Here is an 18,025-nt window from a genome sequence, read left to right on the forward strand (position 1 = left end):
GTGGGTGTCAGTGATACATTATCAATAGTGGGTGTCAGTGATACATTATCATTATGCAAGTGATACATCAGTGATACATTATGCCTAATTTTAACCAGTTTTAACGTTGCCCCTGCTTGGGTTGGCGGCTATTTTATGACCGAAACCATATTTAAATTACCTTCTGTGTTTGAAGTTAGGTATATTGACAGGGCTGCTGGGTGCGAAAGAGCGCATACTCACTCTTCCCTTATTTTTTCTGCTATTTCGAGGGGGGAGATGTTGTTTCAAATGAATGAAAACGAATTTACTCTTCAACCACCGTCCATAGTCGCTGTTAGTCCAAACACGTTACATTGCGTTAGAAGCTATTCTCCGGATTTCAAAGGTGTCTTTACCTTGGAGGTATTCGACTCTTCACGTATATTGGGTGACATTAACTCAAGAAATTGTCAATCTTTTAAAAGTCAGGTGTTAGAGTCGCCGGATTTATACGACAGATTTACCACTTTATGTACAGTGCTCCTTTCGGAAGTTAAGAGTTCAGAAAAAGAAAACTTAATTTTAAATTGGATTAATAATTTTTTGGATCATCAAAAGATACCACACGCTGAAAGTTGCCCGACTGATCATGAATTAGCAAAAAAAATTAAGGCGATGATAGATTGCCACCACCAAGAAACTTCTCTGTTTGACGAGATATCATTGACCTTAAATTTAAGTAAAGAACACTGCAACCGGATATTTCGTCGCACTTATAATCTTTCGATACAAGGGTATTTTCTTAACAAGAAGGCTCATCTATCTAGGAGCTTATTAGCAGGTGATCTCCCCATTTCAGAGATAGCGGTTCTAAGCGGGTTTTACGATCAAAGTCACTTTTCCCGTATTTTTAAAGCTATATTCCAAATTAGCCCGGCTGAATATCGAATGCGGATCAAAGAATCACATCAATCTTGTACAAGACGACGTTAATATATATTTATATCTTGCTTCCTTAATTATCACTAACCTTGGGAGCAACACATGAAGTATGTACGAAATAATGAACATGACGAAGAAGTTATCAAACAATTTACTAAGCAGGCTATTCCTTTTACAAAAGTAACTGGACACTTGGATTCAATAGAACTGCTTATTGAAATGAGTGGAGCCACAGCAGACGATAATATATTGGACATAGCTTGTGGCCCTGGTCTAGTAGCTTGTGAATTCGCAAAAGTTGCACGACATGTAACTGGGATCGATTTAACAGAGAAGATGATTGAGCAAGCGCTTTGCCATCAAAAAGAAAAAGGGTTGAATAATCTTTCTTGGGATATCGGTACCGTATACCAATTGCCGTATGATTCAGATACCTTTTCCGTTGTAGTGAGCAGGTATAGTTTTCATCATTTGCTAAACCCCGATATGGCACTAGCTGAAATGCTCAGGGTGTGCATGCCAGGTGGTGTTATTGTCATTGCAGATGTCGCATTACCCGCAGATAAATCTGAGGCATTCAATCGCATGGAAAGACTCCGAGACCCATCACATACAGAAGCATTATCCTATGATAAGTGGAAGCAATTGCTCTTTAACTCTGGGTTGAAGAAAATCCGACGAGGTAGTTACAAAGTTCCTATGGAACTTGAAACGCAACTTAACGCATCTTTTCCTAATCCAGGGGACGATAAAAAGATACGAGAGATCTTTCTACAGGATATAGATGCTAATTGTTTGGGTGTTGAATCTCATAAATGTGGAGATGAAGTTCATTTTTCTTATCCAATATCAGTTTATGTCGGCGAAAAATAGCTAGCCGAATTTGTCTAATCGGTATTGGCAATTCTTAGGTCTATTTAATTTCGCTAGTTTGGTTGGCCGAAAAAATCGTTTACGGCAAACATATATTGAGGATCTCTTATTACAATGCCTTACTTAACTTACAGGAACAAGTATTGTGTAAGGTTATCAGATTTCAAGTGGCCAACTTTGCATCTCAGTGATCCGACTAATGCAGCGAGCGAAAGCAAACGCAAGCTGCTCGCCTCGGTAGATTTTCTCAATGGGCGCGGCGGCCAAAAATACAACTAGTACTTTGGCCTCGTAACATTCATCGATAAGCGCAATAAGTCGTCTTGTCTCATCATCACCTATTCTAACTTGTGCTGCCTCATGTGGGCGGATGTAGCCTTCCTCTGTCCCTTGCGCTATTGGGTTCTGCTCGGGCATAACACCAAGTAAAGGTAAGTCTGAGATAAAAATACACTTATATTGCTGTGTAAGTTTAATATAGTCATCGATAGCACGAGGAGTTGAACATAACGACATAAAATCAAAACAGACTATATTTTTAGTCGCTCCAAGTATATTCACTGTGCGATGATTAAGCGTTAATACTTCAGGTTTTGATACTCCCCCAGCTTTGGCAAACGCCCGCCAAAACGCGTGCTTGTCTTTGACAAAGTAGTGATGTGCTTGCGTACCTTTAGCAAAGCGATGATCCGTCTCACCACAGATAGGTATGATTTCGCAATTGCGCATAAGCAGGTCGATGGTTGGCTCAAAACGGTCTCTATGTAACCCGTCTTTGTATAACTGCGTTGGGTGACAGTTTGAGGTGGCAACTAAAGTTACGCCAGCTTCAAATAGTGCTTCAAACAGTCTTGCCATAATGATGGCATCGCCGATATCAGTGACAAAAAATTCATCAAAACACAATAACGATGTTTGCTTAGCCCAGTTTTTCGCAATATGTTGTAGTGGATCTTTAATCCCTTGGATTTGATTTAGCTCTCTGTGGATTCTTTGCATAAAATGATGAAAATGCAGACGAGTTTTGTTATCGATTTGGGTAAACTGATAAAACCAATCCATTAGCATAGTCTTGCCGCGACCAACAGGCCCATAAAAATAGATACCTTTGGCTGCACTACCTTCTACAACTGAACGAGAAAGTTTATCTAAGGCGTCAATTGCGACTTGCTGCGCTGCGTCAGGCGCAAGATTTCCAAGTTCAACTTGTGTTTCGTAATGGCTAGAGATTGACATAGTCGCTGCAAATAGGAATAGTTAATCCTAATAATATCATAAAGCTAGAATTCATGGACGCACTATTAAAGCTAAAGCAAGCAATAGCGAGCTACTATGCTCTGTCACAAGAAACTTGGTCCGCTATTGAAGCGATCACTACAATAAAATCATTTGCTAAAGACGACTGGTTATACCAAGAGGGTGAATATCCGACAACATTCGCATTTTTATATCAAGGCTTAGTGCGGTTAGTAAACACCAATGCGGCAGGGCAAGAGTACAACAAGCGTTTCTTTGTCGCGGGGGAGTTTCCTGGCGTAATGCATGCTCTACACCGTGCTGAGCCAGCTAATCAGGGGATCCAAGCGTTGGAACCCACAGAGGTCGTACTAATAAACTTTAAACAATTTAGAGCACTGCTAATGGACAACCCTGAGTTAATGCGATTTCAGATCCACTATCTTGAAAAGAATTGGTTGCTAGAAAAAGACAAGCGGGAGCTTTATATGGTGCAGTTGGATGCAACTGAACGTTATCTTGCTTTTTTAAAGGAGCAGCCTGAGCTTGCTGAACGAGTTGCGCAGTATCATTTGGCTTCGCACCTTGGGATCACGCCAACGCAGTTAAGTCGTATTAGAAAATCTTTAAAAAATTCGGGTTCGTTTACATAGGTAAATGAGCCACGTTCGTTACCTTGTTAAAGTTGCCTCAACAGAATATGGAGAGCAACTTATGAATATTACACAATTAGAGTCATTACTAAATTGGCGTTATGCCGTTCGCAAATTCTCAGATCAACCAGTTGAACAAGCAAAAGTTGATAAACTAATTGAGCTCACTGGACTTAGCGCTTCTTCATATGGCCTGCAGTCATATAAGATATTACAGATAACCTGTCATCGTACCAAACAAGCTATGTTTCCTTACTCGTATGGACAACAAAAAGTAGTAGATAATAGCCATTTACTTTTATTTGCAGCTGATATGTCGCCATTAAACTCACAAGTTGAACACTATATGGATAATTTTAGGCGTCAGCGTGACTTAACAGAGGACACCTATTTAACAATGGAAACTGGGATTAAGTCGGCATTAAGTGGTATGAATAAAGATGCCCAGTACATCTGGTGTTCAGAACAAATTCATCTGGCGGTTGGAACGTTATTGGTTGCCGCTGCGAGCCTCGAAATAGATGCTTGTCCTATAACAGGTATTGAAAAAGGCGAGATAGATAAAATACTTGGTCTTGAAGCGATGCATCTCCGTACGGTCTTGGTTGTACCGCTTGGTATCCGCTGTAGTTCCGATAAAAATGCTACTGCGCCTAAAGTAAGAAAAACACAAGCGAAGTTAAGTATAGAGATGACACTATGATTTTCGGTTTACTTGCTATTTTTGCCGGTGGCGCCATTGCGGTTCAGGCAAGTATGAACGCTCAACTAGGCGCGTTGCTAAAAAGTCCGATACTAGCTGCTGGGGTTGCATTTACTGCTAGTGCCCTTTATACGGTCGTGGCTTTTCGATTATCTGATAGCGTTTTTCCGACAATCACACAAATAAAAGCCGTGCCTTGGTACCTTTGGTGTATTGGCGGAATATTAAGTGCCACCGGAGTAGGGCTGAGCTACTTTTTGATCCCCAAAATGGGTATTGGTAATTTAATGGCATATTATTTATGCGGCCAAATGGTAGCCGCGATGATAATCGGTCAGTTGGGTTTATTTGCCGTACCGCATACTCCCGTTACCTTGCAAAAGTTGCTAGGATTGGTTGCCGTACTGACCGGTATCGTGCTTCTTAACGTAAATCAGCAAAACTAACTTACGTTGAAGTGATGTTATCTCAAGCGGACGTAAGCTTAGTACTCGGCTATTTCCAGCGCTTTGCTGACTGCGGGAGTGGCTGCAATTTGCCGATAATAACGTCTTAGCTGCTTGAGTGAAGGCGTCTTTTCTAACAGTGTTTTTGCTCGCTCACAAAGCATAAATAAGTAGCTATCACACAAAGTAAATTGATTGGCTATTACGTAGTGATTGTCAGCTAGCAAATTATCTATCACAGCAAATCCTGCTTCCAGCCGAGCTTGCTGTGTACGGATCAGATCGTCATACATCAGGGCACTTTGGGTGTGCCGTTCGGGATAGGTGTACATTAATAAATCGCTGTGCAGCGAAGCGCTCATAAAATGGAGCCATTGTATAGATTGAAACTTAAGCTTTGGATCTGCTGGAAATAGCTGCTTGTCGCTGTGTTTATGAGCAAGGTATTGAGAAATAGCCGCACTTTCAAACAGTGTGAAATCATCATCGACAAGCGCTGGTATGTGACCTGCGGGGCTGAGCTTTAGGTAATGTGAGCTGTGATTAGCGTTTTTTTTCACATCAACTAATTCTAACTGATAAGGTTCGCCTATCAATTCCAATAAAATATGAGGTGCAAGGCTTGCGCTCTGTGGATAGTAAAAGAGTGTATACATAATTCACCTAATGTAAGTCACAAACATCGATATTAGGTTGGACAATAAGGCTTTCGATGTTGCGAAGTTAAAATATTAAGCGGCTCCTTCTGTGCTTTCTCCTATTCAACCTTAGGTGACGGATGCAGTTTTCTCAAATAAAAATGCCAGCAAATATTGCTGGCATTTAAAGTTTTTAGTGTTATTGCTACGGAGTATAGTAAATCGGTGAGTTTGGCCCGACAGGTAGACCAAAGCCAAATACCCAGATATAAAATAGTGCGACCCAACCAATAAAGAAGAACATGCTGTAAGGCAACATAGTCGCTACCAACGTACCGATCCCCATATCTTTCTTGTATTTGGTGGCCACTGCCAATATCAACCCAAAGTAACTCATCATGGGTGTAATCAGGTTTGTGACAGAGTCACCAATTCGATATGCAGCTTGGATAGTTTCTGGTGCGTATCCAATTAGCATCAACATAGGCACAAAAATAGGGGCTGTTACTGCCCACTGCGCAGAAGATGAGCCTAAACTGAGGTTAACAAGGGCACACATTAAGATAAACAGTACGAATACCTCAGGGCCTGTTAAGTTAAGCGCCTGTAGTAATGCTGCACCGTTAATCGCTAAAATAGTGCCTAAGTTCGTCCATTTGAAAAATGCGACAAACTGCGCAGCGAAGAATACCAGTACAATATACATCCCCATTGAGCTCATACTTTTGCTCATGGCATCGATAATATCACGGTCATTTTTCATGGTACCTACGACCCGGCCGTATACAAAGCCCGGAATGGCGAAAGTCACGAAAATAAAGACGACTATACCTTTTAAAAATGGCGAGCCTGCTACTTCACCTGTGGTTGGGTGACGCAGAATACCGTCTTCAGGCACGATGGTCATCGCGAGTAAAAGGCTGACCACCAAAAGAGAAACTCCAGCCCATTTTAGTCCTGATTTTTCTTTTGCTGTAAGCTTTTCAATGTTGTTTTCGCTTAAGTCAACACTAGCTTCACTTGCATCATATTTTCCTAAGCGTGGTTCAACAATTTTTTCTGTTACCAAAGTACCAACAATGGCAATAAGGAATACAGAAATCATCATAAAGTACCAGTTTGCTTCAGGGCCAACTTGGTAGGTCGGGTCAATCATTTGCGCAGCTGGTGTGGTAATACCTGCAAGCAGCGGATCGATTGTACCTAACAGTAGGTTTGCACTGTAACCACCAGATACACCAGCAAAAGCAGCTGCTAAACCAGCCAGTGGATGGCGACCTAAACTATGGAAAATCATTGCTGCAAGTGGGATCAGCACAACGTATCCAAGTTCTGAGGCAGTATTAGACAAAATTGCAGCAAACACTACCATAAAAGTAACTAAGCGCTTTGACGCGCCCATCACCATGCCACGCATAGCTGCTGATAGCATGCCAGAATGCTCAGCAACACTCACACCTAGTAATGCAACCAATACAGTACCCAAAGGAGCAAAGCCCGTAAAGTTAGTTACAAGGCCTGTCACGATGCGTTGTAGACCTTCTGCGCTCATTAGGCTTACGACCTCAATAACGCCGTCTGGGTCTCTGCCTGCTGAGCCTTCAGGGCGGGGGTCGATAGCCGACAAGCCCATCCAATCAGCGATACCACTGAATACCACAATGGCGATACAAAACATGGCAAACAATGTAATAGGGTGAGGAAGCATGTTACCCAGAAACTCAACAGTTGCTAAGAAGCGGTTAAATAACCCACCTTTGTGCTCTGCTTGAGCCTGACTATCAGCCTGCGTCTCTACAGCTTTTGACATAGCTAAATTCTCAGTTCCAAAAAATGCCGCAACTTTAGCATCTCTTTGGACTGAAATCATGTGAAAGCGGTTATTTGTCCTGTTTTCAGGGTGAAATTAGATAGATTGTGCAAAAACAAAGCAATCAGAATAGCTTTAGTTGATTTTTACTCATTGTATTGCTTTTGTTTCTTCTTCTCGTCGCGCGTTTTCTAGAAGCGTGCGTGCTGATCACGCGTCCAGTCTCTCCCTTATCTAGGTGTTGTTTATAGAAACTAGAGATCTTCTCTCTTGCTATTTTCGCAGCATCGTCAGGATGCTTTTCAGGGGGAGCATACAAGTCGTCTTTGAGGCCTGCATAAAGCCAAGGAGTATGAAGATAGTTGTCTGGAACATGGTCAAGCTCGGGAATATAACGACGAATAAAATGTCCGTCAGGATCGTATTTAAGCCCTTGAGTTACAGGATTGTATATGCGAAATGGATTTATTCCTGTTGTACCCGATTGCATTTGTACCTGGGGGTAATGGATCCCAGGTTCATAGTCAACGAACAGCGTGGCGAGCCTTGCTGCTGGCTTTTGCCAATCAAGCCACAGATGATAACTAGAATATGCCATCAACATGGCTCGCATTCGAAAGTTTATCCAGCCAGTTTGAATAAGCATTCTCATACAGGCATCTATAAACGGTACCCCGGTATCGCCTGATGACCATCGTAAATAGCATGATTCATTAAATTCATTTGCTCTCATATCAATTAAGGAATTATGTACCGCTTGCTCAGCGTATCGAGGCTCCGACTCAAGTTTTTGCACAAAATGACTGTGCCAATAGAGCCGAGATAAAAAGCCGCTTTTATTGCGCTTTGAGGTGACCGGTAAAGCTTGAGCTTGTTGCAATACTTGCCTCAAGCTGAGCACACCATAAGCCAAATAGGGGCTAAGCCTTGAGCTACTTGTGGTAGATTTTACCGGGCTCGATATTCCGTATAGATATTCGTTGATTCTGTGGTGAAAAAAGCTGTCTCGAGTTTTGTTAGCGGCCTCTAGCCCGCCTTGTTGTGGTGTTCTAGCTTCGTTGTTGTCATCCGCCGGGTAGACATCAAGTAACTTAAGGCCGTTATGGTGTTGAAGTAAAGTGTGGATATGTGTCGGTGTGGGAAAAACGGCTGCCTGAAGCCACCTCTCAGCGACATGATGCCATTTATCACGATTGACATGACCTCTGAATACAGCTTGTTGTTGATATTCTTGATAGTTAACTTGCTTGGATTTACACCATGCAATAACGCGTTTGTCTCGCTCGTACGTCCAGGGGTTGCCAGTCTCTTGGTGACAATATAGATTTGAAATAGCAGCATGTAGATGAACTTTCTCCAAAATTTCAACCACATCACCTTTACGTACGGTCAAAGAAGCGCCAATACATTGTAGTTGACTTGACAGGCTTAATAACGACTCTTTAATGAATTGGAATTGCCTTTTGCTGGTATCTTCGAGCTGCCAGTAGTCAGGCTCAATAACGTACAGAATTAAAGTAGGCTTGCCGTTATTTGCAGCTTCATATAGCGGTCGGTGATCAGATACTCTGAGATCTCGCTTTAGCCAAACGAGATTAATCATTTAACACGCCTTTGAAAAGTAAAGGATAACGTCGTAGTCTTTTGCCAATGTAATCGTCAGCTAGAATTTGTTCGCAGATCCTGTGTACGTCATCGTCAATGGCAAATACCCAGTCGAACCGTTCGATAGCGAGCAAAAACCCACGTTTGAGAAAGCTTTGTTGACGGTATTCGCTACAGTTACGCTTGATGATATTTATTTTATCTGGGTTGGCTTTTAGTGCAGCCACTACCTGCTCTATGTATACGCGGGTTTGGTTGCGTTCTGGGCGAGGTCGCCGGACACGGCGTCCTCGGTTGCTATTTGGATATAAACTACGCATTCGCCTCTTTGTATATATACTCAAGCTTTTTTATTAAATCGTCTTTGTGTTTATCATGCTCATAGTCGAGGTGATAAGTATTATGAAAACCAGAGCGCAGCAGTACGCCACTGCCTTGAAGATAAATCGTGTATCCGTCTGGATCTGCAAAAGCTGTTACGCCTTGGTAGCGTTTACCATCACTTGTCACCTCACCGTTTTTTTGAATATGCTCAAAAACGGTTAACAAAAATCTGCTGTCTAATTCATTTTTCATTTCTTAACCTCTGTCCTTAAATACGTTAGTAAAGTGGTTCGTGATCACTTAACTAGCGCTGAAATTGCTTTAAATTGCTCATTTTTTGCTGTTTTAAGCCATTGAAAGAGAATAGACTCTATGGCTAAAAAACGTGCTCCGTCGGCTTGCATTTGCGCCAAAGCCCACTGAGTGTGCTTCGGGTTACGCGAACATATAGCATCTGCTGCAATAACCACATTAAAGTTATCAGCCAATAGATCGTTCACAGTTTGCTGTACACAAATATGACTCTCTAACCCTACAACAATCACAGTATCTCGTTGATACGATTGAATAGTTTGCTTACAGTCCTCTGTGTAATAGGCACTGAAAGCTGTTTTTTCAATAATAGGTAAGTCAAATTTAAGTAAATTAGGTGCACTGTGACCTAACCCTTTGGGATATTGTTCAAAAATAAGGGCTGGTATAGACAAATATCGAGCAGCGTTTAGTAGTGTTGTTACTTGATTTTCTATGGCATCAAATTCAGCGATATGTGGACGAAACTTTTCTTGAATATCAATCACTAGGATCATGCAATCTGACGCTATTAAATTCATCATCTTCTCCTTAGAGATAATCTCGCATCGTTAATATGTGCGCTTCACATATACTTTATTTGTTAGTTACAATGACAGACCGAGCAAAAAAGTAAATGGTTTTAGCGTGAAAGTACATTTTCTGGGCACCTCCTCTGGTTGTCCTTCCAAACAGCGCAATATGTCCGCTACCGCTGTAAGCTTCGATAATACAAAGGCTTGGGTGTTGATTGATTGCGCCGAAGCGACGCAACATGCACTATTGCATAGCGAGTTAACGCTATATCACTTAGAAGCCATTTGTATCACTCACCTGCATGGGGATCATTGTTATGGGTTACCCGGACTCATTTCGTCAATGGCGCTCAACGCGAGGCAAGCTCCACTTAAATTAATTGCCCCGCGCGCGGTTGTGCAATTTGTGCATAGTTGTTTTGCTCTGACAGAAGTTAAGTTGGGCTTTGATCTAATAACCATTGCTCTGGAAGAGTTAACCGATAAATTAAGCCTTAACTGTTGCGACATTGAAGCCATAGCGCTTCAGCATCGGGTCCCTAGTGTTGGCTATAAACTTACCGAAAAGTGTATTCCACGTAAGTTAAAAATAAGTAAACTACAGCAAGATGGCATTGGTTCTGGTGGTCATTATAATTTGCTTCAAAAAGGCCAAGATGTTGAATACCAGAGCCGACTTTTGCGCTCAGCGGACTACAGTTTTTATAGCTGGCGGCCTAGAGTGGCAATAATTTGTGGCGACAATGAAAAGCCAGCTTTACTTTCACAGGCTATTCAGGGCGCAGATCTGCTTGTTCACGAAGCCACTTTTACCGCGCCTGATCTACATAAAGTCGGATTTCACACCGGGCACAGTGATGCCAAACGCATTGCTCAGTTCGCACAAACTCATCTAGTGCCGACCCTCGCGCTTACCCATTTTAGCGTACGCTATCACGGCGAAGGTATGCTACAACCTCTTATTGATGAAGCCGCTAAGCACTTCGACGGCGAGCTTGTTATTGCCCATGATGGATTAGTTATTGATATTCCAAATCAAAAGCAATTAGAAGGCGACTGATGTTAACGCTACCCTCGCTCGCAAAACCAGCGCCAATCAGCGATAACCTGTTCACTGTAGTGACAGGCGGTTTTTATCAATTCATCGATTAAATCAGGTAAGACAGCGACAACTTGTTCTTGAAAATGTAGCGAGCGTCGATCTGAGCGCATGTGGGAGAGGGCAAGTGCCTCACCGCAGGTTTCCGAGTATTGACTAAAACCGGATCTAGTTGCAGCGCGTTTACCAATAGTGATGTCTTCTGGGTCGATACCAACACGAGCATGGTGACGTGAGCGCACCAACCAATGGCTGCCTTGCCACAGTGCATTATCCAAAATAAGATCGGTACGGCGCTGCATTTTTCTTTGACTATTAACCGTTAAATGCGCAGGGTCGAGGCGGTTAACGGGGCTTAGGCTGGAAAAATAAGCCAGAGGTGATGCAACCTGCTGCTGCTTAATCTCAACAATGTGACACAGGGGCAGAATGTCTTTGGTAGGCTTTTGCACACTTGGCCCAACCAATAAATAATAGCGGCTCAGGTGCAACGAACCTGTGCCTTGGTCAATTCGCTCAACACAGTCCAAAATTTCGTCATCAACGTATGCCGCGAAGTGGTCAATAAGACTCTCTTTCAAATCTGGATCAATTTGCTTAAATCTGAGTTTGTCGTCTCGAAAGCTAAGGGGTTTAATACTGAGGTCAATCTCTTTAGCAAGCGTACTTTTAATCGTAAATGCGGCACCTCCCGCCATTCTTTGCAAGCCTTTTTGCCACCGTTTGTACAATATGTGGTTATTATTAAATACAATTAGGCCGGTATTACTATCGACTTTATGTTCCAGCGACAATTGACAAGTTTTTATGTAGCTTTGTAAAAACACCTGTTGTGCTTGGAGTATCTGTTCTTTATTCACAACAGGCTTGCTGCGATCTTTTATATCTTTAGCTTGCTCTTGAATGCAGCCTCCCTCCAGTTGAGTAAGGGGCAAACTGACCAAAAAGCGGAACAGATCCCATACTGCATGTCCAACACACGCATCGTCGAAATCATTTGGCTCAAAGATTAAGGTATCACCATGGCTGCCTTCTTCACTATGAAAGCCGAAGTTTCCTGTATGACAGTCGCCCATAATGTAAGTCAGGGGAAGTGTAGTGGCAGTGTCTGGTAAGGTAATTTGTTGCTCTAGTAGGTCTTTGTACATCAGTGCAGCACTACCCCGAAAAAACCGTAGTGGACTTAGTCTCATTTTGCTGAATTTATTGCACTCACGGCTAACGCTCACGCCTTCACGTTCCTCAAAATAAGATGCTAGATAGTCATGACGATTCATGGATTAGTCCTCCTTTTGAATAATACCCAATTGAGATTTAGCCAGCTTAACAACCGCTTTATCGATAGGTGGCGGGCTAATATCGACCCCCTCACTGAGCGCATTGACTACGGTCTTTAATACTTGTACTCGCGCATACCATTTATGCTCAGCAAGGATGACATGCCAAGGCGCTAGGTTTGTATCGGTTTTTCCAAACATATCATCAATGGCTTGCTCGTACTCTTCACGCTTTTTACGGTTACGAATATCTTCTTCTGTTAGCTTCCAACGTTTATAGGGGTTATTTAACCGTTCTGTAAATCGTTTTAGCTGCTCTTTCTCGCTAATATGCAAAAAGACTTTCACAATGCGAACGTTATCATCGACTAGTAGTCGTTCAAATTCGTTGATTTCTTGATAGGCGCGACGCCATTCATTTTCGCTGGCAAACCCTTCAACGCGTTCGACTAACACTCGTCCGTAATAAGAGCGGTCAAAAATAGTCATAGTGCCAAGCGGGGGAAGCTTAGTTTGAAAGCGGTACAGATAGTGTCGACCTTGCTCTTCTGGGTCGGGTTTTGCGATAGGGAACACTTTAAAGCCTCTAGGGTCGAGCTTTTCGGTCATGCGGCGAATGGCACCACCTTTGCCAGCCGCATCCCATCCTTCAAATACTAAAATAGCGCGCTTCTTTTGGTGAAAATAGGCCTGCTGTACGTGTAATAGCTGAGTTTGCCAGTATTTTAATTCATGCTTATAGTGCTTCTTTGAATCCATAGCAGGATACGTAACCGGAGGTTTTACACTTAGTCCTCGGTTTAGCGTGTTAAATATAGAAACGTAGCTGGTCATGATCACTCCCTCAAAACTTCCTTAGCTAAATAGCTCTAAATATCAGTCAATTCTGAATTAAATAACCTGAGCTTTGGATAATTAATACCTTTCTAGCAGCCAGTTTTAGCGCTAACTGCGTTGAATTTACTTCCAATAGCCAGCTATTGATGCGTAAATTCGCCTTGCCTACAGGATGTAGATACCTTAGCGAGAGCAGGACGCGGAAGCGGTGTTCTCCCTAAAACTCTCTGGCTAGACAAGGAGAACACTAAGTTGTGCTTTAGCAACAATGAATTCAAGCATTCCTTATCCAAACCCCAGATTAAACAAATGATATTGAACCATACACTATTGGACGCCGTAGAGTCGCCCAGTATGAACTCTACAAGTATTATTTGACAAAAATATGTCAAACATCGTCAATAATACCAATTGGTCTTACTACTTACTCGATGTAAGGAAGTCAATCTGACACTCGCTATGTTCAAAATTTTTATTTAGAACAACCAAATAAAAAATTCTCACCTTGTCTGCTTTGATGTAGACACCTTTACGTTAGCAAAATAAGTGGTATAAAGCCGAATTTTCCGTAAGACCATTTCTTTGTATTCAATAGCGGTAAGATACAAAAAGCCCTAGTCATTGAGCGAAAAAGTATGCAGGGGTTGAGCATCGTATTATTATGTTTTATGGTGGTTTTTTACCCATTATAGGACACCACCTTGATGGCTCACTCTGTTTTGATAAAGGAAGTATAAAATGCGGTTTTGGCTTTTGATAATATTAGGTATTTCTTCTAATTCACATAGTATAGTGATCCGACATGACGTAGATGATGCAGACTATAGAGTATCGAGCGATGTATTGCCGCAATTAGCAACTTTTTACATCGATGGTGGGCATGGCACACTGATAGGATCAAAGTGGGTATTAACCGCCGCTCATGCAACATTTTGCCTTCGGCCGAATTCGACAATACTCATAAATAATGTCCCTACTGTGATTGACCAAGTATTTGTTCACTCAGACTATATGCCAGGGAAAAGTCACGATATTGCACTTATCAAGATCCAGCAAGCGCTAAGTGATGTTAAGCCATTGATGATTAACCGTGAAAAAGAAGAGCTTGATGAAGTTTTATGGTTTATCGGCATAGGAGGAACTGGTAATGGTATAACTGGGCAAACGATTGACAATTTAGCTAACCAAGGTCAAATGCGACGGGCACAAAATACCGTAAAAGTAGCCCAAGGTCCGGTTATTAAATTTAGCTTCGACCGTGGTGAAAATGGGCTCCCTTTGGAAGGTGTGTCGGGTGGGGGAGATAGCGGCGGTCCAGCCTATCAATATGAGAATGGGCAAGGTATTGTGTTTGGGATAAGCTCAAGAGTAGAGGGCGGAAAAATTGGCCGTTACGGTGTGACAGAAGTCTATAGTCGCGTTTCTTATTTCGCTGATTGGATTGATAATATTATTGCTGGTAACAATGTAACCAAGTTGGCCACGCCTAAGTTAACCCAGCTGCCAGCAGGCATTACTGAAGCGATATTGCCGCAAGTTTGTGAAGAAATTAATATAAAAAGCAGCCTTTAAGGCTGCTTCGCAATTTGGGCAGAGTGCTTGTACTCAAGCACTGTCATTTCAGTGACTATCTTGCGTTGGTACTTTCAAAAATCTTGTCAGCAGAGGCTGCAACAAAACCGGTGTAGATCTCTCCATCTGGTTTTTTATAGCGCAGTGCAAACTCATAAAAACAACTAGGGATACTAAATTCACCGTCGCTGAACTTCACTGATTGGTGATCAGCAAGTGTGGAAGATTGCTCAAGTAGCACTTCTGGTGAGCCTTTGATCTCGCCACCTGAGGTGTTTAGCTCAAAGCCATTGTCTTTTAGTGCTTGGTTGACTGCTTCAATTGTGGTGAAGTTTTTCAGATAGTTGATACTGACCGTGAAGTGGTTAGCACGATAACCCCAGGCCGACATCCATGCTGCGTATTCACTTTCTGCTAATAGTTTTTTATATGTGTCGTGAGATACACTCCAATGCGTCCCTGAGTACAAAAAGTTTTCAGCACTAACCGCTGACTCGTCAATTTGCTCAACCATGTCTTTAACTATTGCTTGTAGCTCTTCAGAGCATTTCTCAACTAGCAGCTCAGAGATGAACACTTTTGGTTTAGTAGGATCTTGGTGCTCATAGTGCTTTGCATATAGTTTTTTTGCTTCGAAGTGATATTCACCACACTCTTTATAACCGACAGCTTTGAAGTGTGCTGCGAGTTTTTCTAGCCCAACTTTTTCGATATTGAAGGTGCGAAGCGCGATATGGTCATTGATCACGTCATCTTTTTGTGTCGAGCCCAGCTGTTCGTGGACCTTTACCGCAGAGGGCGTTACTGCTAGGTAATTATCCCACAGCTGTTCAAATAATGTATCTACGTTGTTGTGCATAATGGTTTCCTAATTTTTTGTCTCGGTGACAGTTGTTAACGTTATACCTTTTGGTATTAGCACGACATGAAATTTATAATTTAAATGCGCTTATTAACTCACCTTGAGTGACTTCAAGTGCATTTGCAACTTCGGTGGTGAGTTGAATTTTTTCCTCAGCTTCGCACAAATATGCTTGATCGGTAAAAGTGGCTTTAAACACGTCTAGTCGACCATTGGAAATAGCGAGGCTGGGGAGGTTATTTGGTACTGAGGTTACAATTTCAACCTCGCCCTTAAAAGATTCTCTTACTGTGCTGATATTTTCGAGTTTGGCCTCAACAGTGGGTCCCGCATCAAATAAATCAACGTAACCACGGTGCTCAAATCCTTCTTTTTGTAATAATCTTAATGCAGGTTTGGTTTTTTCGTGTACATGACCGATAACGGCTTGTGCTTCTGGGCTTAGTAAGTTTGCGTAAATAGGGTACTTCGGCATCAGCTCACAAATAAAAACCTTGTCTCCCAGTCCTACTAAGTGATCAGCTTGTGGAAATTCGATACTAAAAAAGTGTTCTTGTAACCACTGCCAAAATGGTGAATGACCATGTTCATCGCTAACGCTCGCATTTCTGCAATAACAGTATCGCTAAAACGCTCTGCATGCTCGGCCATAAATAAAAAACGGCTGCGTGATAAAAAACGCCCCGCTAACCCTTGGCGATGACCTTCTCGTAAAAACAGCGTGCAAATCTCTGAACTGCCAGTGTAATCGTTACACATGGACAAAATATCTACGGTGTTGTAAACCCCAAGCGTACTTGAATGATGTACAGTTTTACCCAAGTGGTAGTGATACAGAGGTACAGACATACCAACAGCGGCCTCGATTGCTGTGGTGCCGATAATTTCTCCCGTTTGGGTGTCTTCAAGAACGAATAAATAGCCTTCGTCATACGGTTTTGTAACTGACTTTGTGAAGCTTTTAACTGAGCGATCAATTTTATTCGATAGCAATTCATCGTCGACAGGTAATGAGGTAAACCCGTGACCAGATTCAATCGCAATCGTTTTTAGCGCATCAAAGTCAGTTTTTTGTATTGGTCTTAATACTAACATGAGAAAGAGGGGATCAAGATCCCCAGCTCCTTAGCCGTTAACTACTGCAGCAACCGCTTGTTCAAAGCGTGCTAAACCTTCTGCGATCTCTTCATTTGTGATCACAAGAGAAGGTGTGAAACGAACGACATTAGTGCCTGCCACTAATGACATTAAACCGTGCTCTGCACTTGCTACAAGGAAATCACGTGCACGGCCTTCAAATTTGTCATTGAGCACGGCACCAAGAAGAAGACCTTTACCGCGCACCTCAGAAAATACATTGTACTTGTCGTTAATAGCGTTTAGACCATCTCTGAATAGTTGCTCTTTGGCTTTTACACCTGATAGCACCGCTTCGGTATTTACTGTATCAAACGCGGCTTCTGCAACGGCACAGGCTAACGGGTTACCACCGTATGTTGAACCATGTGTACCTACTTTTAAGTGTGACGCAATGTCAGTTGTTGTTAACATCGCACCAATAGGAAAGCCGCCACCAAGTGCCTTTGCAGTGGTTAAAATATCAGGTGTTACACCTAGGCCTTGATAAGCATATAGGTCACCCGTACGACCAACACCAGTCTGAACTTCATCAAAAATAAGTAAAGCATTATGCTTGTCGCAAAGCTCACGTACAGCCTGTACAAATTCAGGGTTTGGAGAAATTATTCCACCTTCGCCTTGAAGCGGTTCCATCATTACAGCACAGGTATTATCTGAGATTGTTTTCTCAAACGCAGATAGGTCGTTGTAATCAACATGAGTAACATCAGCAGGCTTTGGGCCAAAGCCGTCAGAATAGGCTGCTTGACCACCCACAGTTACGGTGAAAAAAGTACGTCCATGGAAGCCTTTGTTAAATGCAATGATTTGCGACTTCTCTGCACCAAATTTATCTAAAGCCCAGCGCCGAGCAAGCTTAAGTGCAGCCTCATTTGCTTCAGCACCTGAGTTTGCGAAGTATACTTTCTCTGCAAATGTCGCATCGGTTAACTTTTTGGCAAGGCGCAATGCTGGCTCATTCGTCATTACGTTCGATAGGTGCCAAATTTTTTCGCCTTGCTCTTTTAGTGCAGAGACAAGCGCAGGGTGGCAGTGACCGAGACAATTTACCGCGATACCACCAGCAAAATCGATGAACTCTTTGCCTGTTTGATCCCATACACGAGAGCCTTCACCTTTGACAGGGATCACAGCAGATGGGTTGTAATTTGGAACCATGACTTCATCGAATAATTCGCGGTTTGCTTGCATGACGCTTTCTCCTAAATTTTTATCATTGT

At 42.4% G+C, this 18,025-nt stretch carries 18 protein-coding genes and 1 pseudogene; 7 read left to right on the top strand and 12 right to left on the bottom strand.

Annotated elements, in window-relative coordinates; genetic code table 11:
- Positions 1-135 precede the first annotated feature (135 nt).
- Positions 136-954 carry an AraC family transcriptional regulator gene (locus tag D9603_RS18830; protein ID WP_128732459.1) on the top strand — a complete coding sequence of 273 codons (819 nt, stop codon included), beginning with the start codon at positions 136-138 and terminating at the stop codon, positions 952-954.
- Between the two features lie 51 nt (positions 955-1,005).
- Positions 1,006-1,776 carry a class I SAM-dependent methyltransferase gene (locus D9603_RS18835; RefSeq protein WP_128732460.1) on the top strand — a complete coding sequence of 257 codons (771 nt, stop codon included), beginning with the start codon at positions 1,006-1,008 and terminating at the stop codon, positions 1,774-1,776.
- Between the two features lie 156 nt (positions 1,777-1,932).
- Here the strand turns inward: D9603_RS18835 and zapE are convergent, their stop codons facing one another.
- On the bottom strand, positions 1,933-3,012 hold the full coding sequence (gene zapE / locus D9603_RS18840) for a cell division protein ZapE (protein ID WP_128732461.1): 1,080 nt from the start codon (positions 3,010-3,012) through the stop codon (positions 1,933-1,935).
- Between the two features lie 53 nt (positions 3,013-3,065).
- Here zapE and D9603_RS18845 point away from each other — a divergent pair, with 53 nt between their 5' ends.
- The 3 genes from D9603_RS18845 (at position 3,066) to D9603_RS18855 (ending at position 4,814) form a co-directional block, all read left to right on the top strand.
- Positions 3,066-3,665, top strand: coding sequence for a Crp/Fnr family transcriptional regulator (locus D9603_RS18845; protein ID WP_128732462.1), 600 nt, complete (start codon positions 3,066-3,068; stop codon positions 3,663-3,665).
- A gap of 61 nt (positions 3,666-3,726) precedes the next feature.
- Positions 3,727-4,368 (top strand): nitroreductase family protein, encoded by a 642-nt coding sequence (locus D9603_RS18850; RefSeq protein ID WP_125253179.1) that lies wholly within the window; start codon positions 3,727-3,729, stop codon positions 4,366-4,368.
- Positions 4,365-4,814 carry a DMT family transporter gene (locus D9603_RS18855; RefSeq protein ID WP_128732463.1) on the top strand — a complete coding sequence of 150 codons (450 nt, stop codon included), beginning with the start codon at positions 4,365-4,367 and terminating at the stop codon, positions 4,812-4,814. Before D9603_RS18850 ends, D9603_RS18855 begins: the two co-directional genes overlap by 4 nt.
- 38 nt (positions 4,815-4,852) lie before the next feature.
- Here the strand turns inward: D9603_RS18855 and D9603_RS18860 are convergent, their stop codons facing one another.
- From D9603_RS18860 to D9603_RS18885, 6 genes are all read right to left on the bottom strand, one after another.
- On the bottom strand, positions 4,853-5,470 hold the full coding sequence (locus D9603_RS18860) for a glutathione S-transferase family protein (protein WP_128732464.1): 618 nt from the start codon (positions 5,468-5,470) through the stop codon (positions 4,853-4,855).
- 187 nt (positions 5,471-5,657) lie between these two features.
- Entirely contained in the window at positions 5,658-7,262 is a 1,605-nt protein-coding gene (locus D9603_RS18865; RefSeq protein ID WP_176032318.1) for an AbgT family transporter, read from the bottom strand.
- Between the two features lie 124 nt (positions 7,263-7,386).
- Positions 7,387-8,865 (bottom strand): FAD-binding domain-containing protein, encoded by a 1,479-nt coding sequence (locus D9603_RS18870; RefSeq protein ID WP_128732466.1) that lies wholly within the window; start codon positions 8,863-8,865, stop codon positions 7,387-7,389.
- On the bottom strand, positions 8,858-9,187 hold the full coding sequence (locus D9603_RS18875) for a hypothetical protein (RefSeq protein WP_125253174.1): 330 nt from the start codon (positions 9,185-9,187) through the stop codon (positions 8,858-8,860). Before D9603_RS18875 ends, D9603_RS18870 begins: the two co-directional genes overlap by 8 nt.
- On the bottom strand, positions 9,180-9,443 hold the full coding sequence (locus D9603_RS18880; protein WP_125253173.1) for a DUF3081 family protein: 264 nt from the start codon (positions 9,441-9,443) through the stop codon (positions 9,180-9,182). Before D9603_RS18880 ends, D9603_RS18875 begins: the two co-directional genes overlap by 8 nt.
- A gap of 44 nt (positions 9,444-9,487) precedes the next feature.
- Positions 9,488-10,027, bottom strand: coding sequence for an isochorismatase family protein (locus tag D9603_RS18885; protein WP_241651717.1), 540 nt, complete (start codon positions 10,025-10,027; stop codon positions 9,488-9,490).
- Positions 10,028-10,130: 103 nt separating this feature from the next.
- Here D9603_RS18885 and D9603_RS18890 point away from each other — a divergent pair, with 103 nt between their 5' ends.
- Positions 10,131-11,078 carry a ribonuclease Z gene (locus D9603_RS18890; protein WP_194086976.1) on the top strand — a complete coding sequence of 316 codons (948 nt, stop codon included), beginning with the start codon at positions 10,131-10,133 and terminating at the stop codon, positions 11,076-11,078.
- Between the two features lie 8 nt (positions 11,079-11,086).
- On the opposite strand, the gene D9603_RS18895 is transcribed toward D9603_RS18890, so the two are convergent.
- Together D9603_RS18895 and D9603_RS18900 are read right to left on the bottom strand one after the other, a co-directional pair.
- Positions 11,087-12,394 carry a DUF2252 family protein gene (locus D9603_RS18895; RefSeq protein ID WP_128732467.1) on the bottom strand — a complete coding sequence of 436 codons (1,308 nt, stop codon included), beginning with the start codon at positions 12,392-12,394 and terminating at the stop codon, positions 11,087-11,089.
- 3 nt (positions 12,395-12,397) lie between these two features.
- Positions 12,398-13,228 (bottom strand): polyphosphate kinase, encoded by an 831-nt coding sequence (locus D9603_RS18900; RefSeq protein ID WP_128732468.1) that lies wholly within the window; start codon positions 13,226-13,228, stop codon positions 12,398-12,400.
- Positions 13,229-13,969: 741 nt separating this feature from the next.
- Between D9603_RS18900 and D9603_RS18905 the strand changes: the two genes are divergently transcribed.
- On the top strand, positions 13,970-14,803 hold the full coding sequence (locus tag D9603_RS18905) for a trypsin-like serine protease (protein WP_128732469.1): 834 nt from the start codon (positions 13,970-13,972) through the stop codon (positions 14,801-14,803).
- Between the two features lie 55 nt (positions 14,804-14,858).
- Here the strand turns inward: D9603_RS18905 and D9603_RS18910 are convergent, their stop codons facing one another.
- The 3 genes and pseudogenes from D9603_RS18910 to D9603_RS18920 all read right to left on the bottom strand — a co-directional run bounded on the left by D9603_RS18910 (position 14,859) and on the right by D9603_RS18920 (position 17,996).
- Complete coding sequence (locus tag D9603_RS18910; protein ID WP_128732470.1) at positions 14,859-15,662, bottom strand: DUF1338 domain-containing protein; 804 nt, start codon at positions 15,660-15,662, stop codon at positions 14,859-14,861.
- A 73-nt stretch (positions 15,663-15,735) separates the two neighbouring features.
- Positions 15,736-16,760, bottom strand: a pseudogene (astA, locus tag D9603_RS18915) (arginine N-succinyltransferase).
- 30 nt (positions 16,761-16,790) lie between these two features.
- Positions 16,791-17,996, bottom strand: a complete 1,206-nt coding sequence (locus D9603_RS18920) for an aspartate aminotransferase family protein (RefSeq protein ID WP_125253166.1) — start codon at positions 17,994-17,996, stop codon at positions 16,791-16,793.
- Positions 17,997-18,025 lie beyond the last annotated feature (29 nt).

The sequence above is a fragment of the Pseudoalteromonas sp. PS5 genome (assembly GCF_004103255.1).
Lineage (GTDB): Bacteria > Pseudomonadota > Gammaproteobacteria > Enterobacterales > Alteromonadaceae > Pseudoalteromonas > Pseudoalteromonas peptidolytica.

Excerpts from the sequence above, each read along its gene's own strand:
- D9603_RS18865 (WP_176032318.1), bottom strand. The coding sequence starts at position 7,262 with ATGTCAAAAGCTGTAGAGACGCAGGCTGATAGTCAGGCTCAAGCAGAG.
- D9603_RS18835 (WP_128732460.1), top strand. The coding sequence starts at position 1,006 with ATGAAGTATGTACGAAATAATGAACATGACGAAGAAGTTATCAAACAA.
- zapE (WP_128732461.1), bottom strand. The coding sequence starts at position 3,012 with ATGTCAATCTCTAGCCATTACGAAACACAAGTTGAACTTGGAAATCTT.
- D9603_RS18920 (WP_125253166.1), bottom strand. The coding sequence starts at position 17,996 with ATGCAAGCAAACCGCGAATTATTCGATGAAGTCATGGTTCCAAATTAC.
- D9603_RS18900 (WP_128732468.1), bottom strand. The coding sequence starts at position 13,228 with ATGACCAGCTACGTTTCTATATTTAACACGCTAAACCGAGGACTAAGT.
- D9603_RS18855 (WP_128732463.1), top strand. The coding sequence starts at position 4,365 with ATGATTTTCGGTTTACTTGCTATTTTTGCCGGTGGCGCCATTGCGGTT.
- D9603_RS18850 (WP_125253179.1), top strand. The coding sequence starts at position 3,727 with ATGAATATTACACAATTAGAGTCATTACTAAATTGGCGTTATGCCGTT.
- D9603_RS18870 (WP_128732466.1), bottom strand. The coding sequence starts at position 8,865 with ATGATTAATCTCGTTTGGCTAAAGCGAGATCTCAGAGTATCTGATCAC.
- D9603_RS18830 (WP_128732459.1), top strand. The coding sequence starts at position 136 with ATGACCGAAACCATATTTAAATTACCTTCTGTGTTTGAAGTTAGGTAT.
- D9603_RS18895 (WP_128732467.1), bottom strand. The coding sequence starts at position 12,394 with ATGAATCGTCATGACTATCTAGCATCTTATTTTGAGGAACGTGAAGGC.
- D9603_RS18845 (WP_128732462.1), top strand. The coding sequence starts at position 3,066 with ATGGACGCACTATTAAAGCTAAAGCAAGCAATAGCGAGCTACTATGCT.
- D9603_RS18875 (WP_125253174.1), bottom strand. The coding sequence starts at position 9,187 with ATGCGTAGTTTATATCCAAATAGCAACCGAGGACGCCGTGTCCGGCGA.
- D9603_RS18880 (WP_125253173.1), bottom strand. The coding sequence starts at position 9,443 with ATGAAAAATGAATTAGACAGCAGATTTTTGTTAACCGTTTTTGAGCAT.
- D9603_RS18905 (WP_128732469.1), top strand. The coding sequence starts at position 13,970 with ATGCGGTTTTGGCTTTTGATAATATTAGGTATTTCTTCTAATTCACAT.
- D9603_RS18860 (WP_128732464.1), bottom strand. The coding sequence starts at position 5,470 with ATGTATACACTCTTTTACTATCCACAGAGCGCAAGCCTTGCACCTCAT.
- D9603_RS18910 (WP_128732470.1), bottom strand. The coding sequence starts at position 15,662 with ATGCACAACAACGTAGATACATTATTTGAACAGCTGTGGGATAATTAC.
- D9603_RS18885 (WP_241651717.1), bottom strand. The coding sequence starts at position 10,027 with ATGATGAATTTAATAGCGTCAGATTGCATGATCCTAGTGATTGATATT.